Source organism: Aurantimicrobium sp. (assembly GCF_036667855.1).
In the GTDB taxonomy this organism is placed as follows: Bacteria; Actinomycetota; Actinomycetes; order Actinomycetales; family Microbacteriaceae; genus Aurantimicrobium.
This window is the reverse complement of the sequence record NZ_JAVWTF010000095.1, coordinates 1-2,823: the sequence shown is the minus strand read 5'-3', so window position 1 is coordinate 2,823 and position 2,823 is coordinate 1. Positions and strand designations below refer to the sequence as shown.

At 56.2% G+C, this 2,823-nt stretch carries 4 protein-coding genes; all 4 read right to left on the bottom strand.

Annotated features, from left to right (window positions below; all coding sequences use genetic code 11):
* A partial coding sequence (locus RR877_RS10295) for a TMEM175 family protein (RefSeq protein WP_332628177.1) occupies positions 1–431 on the bottom strand: 431 nt, incomplete at its 3' end.
* Positions 432–458: 27 nt separating this feature from the next.
* Positions 459–956, bottom strand: coding sequence for an NUDIX domain-containing protein (locus RR877_RS10290; protein ID WP_280800910.1), 498 nt, complete (start codon positions 954–956; stop codon positions 459–461).
* Positions 957–965: 9 nt separating this feature from the next.
* Entirely contained in the window at positions 966–2,492 is a 1,527-nt protein-coding gene (gene der / locus RR877_RS10285; RefSeq protein ID WP_110233558.1) for a ribosome biogenesis GTPase Der, read from the bottom strand.
* Positions 2,493–2,512: 20 nt separating this feature from the next.
* A partial coding sequence (locus RR877_RS10280; RefSeq protein ID WP_332628173.1) for a (d)CMP kinase occupies positions 2,513–2,823 on the bottom strand: 311 nt, incomplete at its 5' end.

The following is a 2,823-nucleotide window of genomic DNA, read 5'->3' as shown; positions in this document are numbered from 1 at the left end:
GTCAACAGATCTTTGTGTTTCTGAACGTAAACCTTCATTGCGAGTTGAATGATGGCCAGGAACAACATGGTTCCCATGTAAATAGTCGTTGCCCAGCCTGCAGGTCCATTTGAGTCGACAATCAGTGCCGTGGGAAACGGAATGAAGACGATGCCAAATAACCACAGGGTATTCAGGAGCATGATGCGCCTGTCCACCTGCTGCAGTTGTTCAAAGAAGGTGTGGTGCAGGAACCAGTAGTAGGCAATGACCGCAAAGCTCAAGACAAAGACATAAACCTGAGCACCAATACCAGCCAGGAAGTGATTCACATCGCCGTGGCCAATACTGCTTGCTTCGTCAACAAGAGGCAGAACCAGAATGGTGATGGCAATTGCCACGACAGCGTCAGAGAAGTTGACGACTCGATCAAATCCGCGGGAAGTTGCCATGAGACAACTCTAGATTGTGATGCTGATCTAGTTCGCTAAATCTTCAAGCTTGAGCTTGAGCGCTGGCCACGACTTACCAAATCCAGGGTGAAGTTCAAAGGATTCCACCAGATCAAGTGCAATCCACGCGAGAGCTTCGCTTTCACTATCTCCCATGACGGGTTCAAACACCTCAGATGATTCCACCACGACGGTGGTGTAGCTCCAGAAGTCGAGATCCAGAACTTCGGTAAAGAGAACTGTCACCGATTCTGCAGGAACACCTGCTTCTTCATTGGCTTCACGTAAGGCACCAGAAATGGCATCCTCTCCTTGGCGGATGGCTCCGCCAGGTATCCCCCATGTGCCACCGTGGTGTGACCACTCGGCACGGTGTTGCAGCAGGATTCCCGCTTCTCTGTGCCAGACAAGAAGCCCAGCAGCACCAAAAGCACCCCAGAACTTCTGACCGTCAGGTCCCACCGCCCACGCATCACCGGGGTCACGTAAGTGTGGCGGTGGCAGGTGTGGCGGGACGTTACCCATGAGTGAAGGTTATCGCTTGCGCTTTTCGCGCACGCGCATGTTGACGTTGATGGGTGAACCTTCGAAGCCGTAGATCTCACGCAGACGACGCTGGATGTAACGGCGGTAACCGGGGTCCAGGAATCCTGTGGTGAAGAGCACGAAAGTAGGTGGACGAGTCGAGGACTGCGTTCCGAAGAGAATACGAGGCTGCTTTCCACCACGAAGAGGGTGGGGATGTGCCGCGGTGAGCTCAGCCAAGAAGGCGTTGAACTTACCGGTAGGAATACGGGTATCCCATGACTCAAGCGCACGCTCGAGGGCTGGTACCAGCTTCTCCATGTGGCGACCGGTACGAGCAGAGATGTTCACACGAGGAGCCCAGGCAACATGTGCCAGGTCCTGTTCGATTTCACGCTCGAGGTAACGACGACGGTCATCGTCGAGCATGTCCCACTTATTGAAAGCAAGGACCAGTGCACGACCAGACTCGAGGACCAAGTCAATGATGCGCACGTCCTGCTCCGAGATGGGCTCGGTGACGTCAATCATGACGACTGCAACTTCTGCCTTTTCCAAAGCAGCGCTGGTGCGCAGGGTTGCATAGAAGTCAGCGCCCTGCTGCAGGTGAACGCGGCGACGAATACCGGCGGTGTCGACGAAGCGCCACACCTTGCCAGCAATCTCTACCTGCTCATCAACGGGGTCACGAGTGGTTCCAGCGAGGTCATTGACGACCACGCGCTCTTCACCGGCTGCCTTGTTGAGCAGTGACGACTTACCCACGTTGGGGCGTCCCAGGATTGCAACGCGGCGAGGACCGCCAACTTCCTGCTTTGCTACGGCAGAAACTTCTGGAAGCTTCGGAATAACGAGGTCAAGAAGGTCGGCAACACCTCGGCCGTGGAGTGCAGAGACAGGGTAGGGCTCACCCAGGCCCAGCGACCACAATGTGGCAATGTTGGGCTCTTGGCGTGCGTCATCGACCTTGTTCGCCAACAGGTACACAGGCTTCTTGGTCTTGCGCAGAAGTTTGACAACATGCTCGTCGGTTGCAGTCGCACCGACGTTGCCGTCGACGACGAAAAGAACAGCATCAGCGAGGTCGATTGCAACCTCGGCCTGGGCGGCAACGGATGCGTTGATGCCCTTGGCGTCTGGCTCCCAGCCGCCGGTGTCGACGAGGGTGAACTGACGTTCCATCCACTCTGCCTTGTAGTTGACGCGGTCGCGGGTCACACCTGGGGTGTCTTCCACAACGGCTTCGCGGCGACCGATGATGCGGTTCACCAGTGCAGACTTACCTACGTTGGGGCGTCCCACTACTGCCAGCACGGGAAGTGCGGGCAGGTAGGTGATCTTGTCGGGGTCTTCAGTGACGGTGTCGAGGAGTTCGAAGTCTTCCTCGTCGAGGTCGTAGTCGTCCAGGCCTGCGCGAAGCGAAGCTGCGCGGGCAATGGCTAGTTCTTCATCGAGGTCATCCAGACGCTCGGAAAGTCCATCTTGGTCTAATTCGTCGTCGAAGAATTCTTCGTCGGTGGGCTTGTTATCAGCCATTATTTTCTCCTTCGCACGGCTTACGACGTGCGTGAACGAATAACCTCTACGACCGCATCAATCGTCTGCTCATATGAGAAGTCAGTCGAATCGACGGTCACAACGCCATCGGCGGCGGTCATGAAGTCAGATACACGCGAGTCGGCTGCATCCCTGGCACGCAGTGCAGACGCCGTTTGATCTTGCGATTGCTGTGGAAGTTCCGCAGACCGCCTTGCCATTCTAGCTTCTTCACTGGCAGTGAGCAGGATTCGGGCGGGAGCATCAGGGGCAACAACGGTGGTGATGTCACGTCCTTCGGCAATGATGCCGGGCTTGTCAGTGGTGGCCA

What these genes read in the sequence shown, in the direction of transcription:
- RR877_RS10290 (WP_280800910.1), bottom strand. Translation starts at nt 956, where the DNA reads ATGGGTAACGTCCCGCCACACCTGCCACCGCCACACTTACGTGACCCC.
- der (WP_110233558.1), bottom strand. Translation starts at nt 2,492, where the DNA reads ATGGCTGATAACAAGCCCACCGACGAAGAATTCTTCGACGACGAATTA.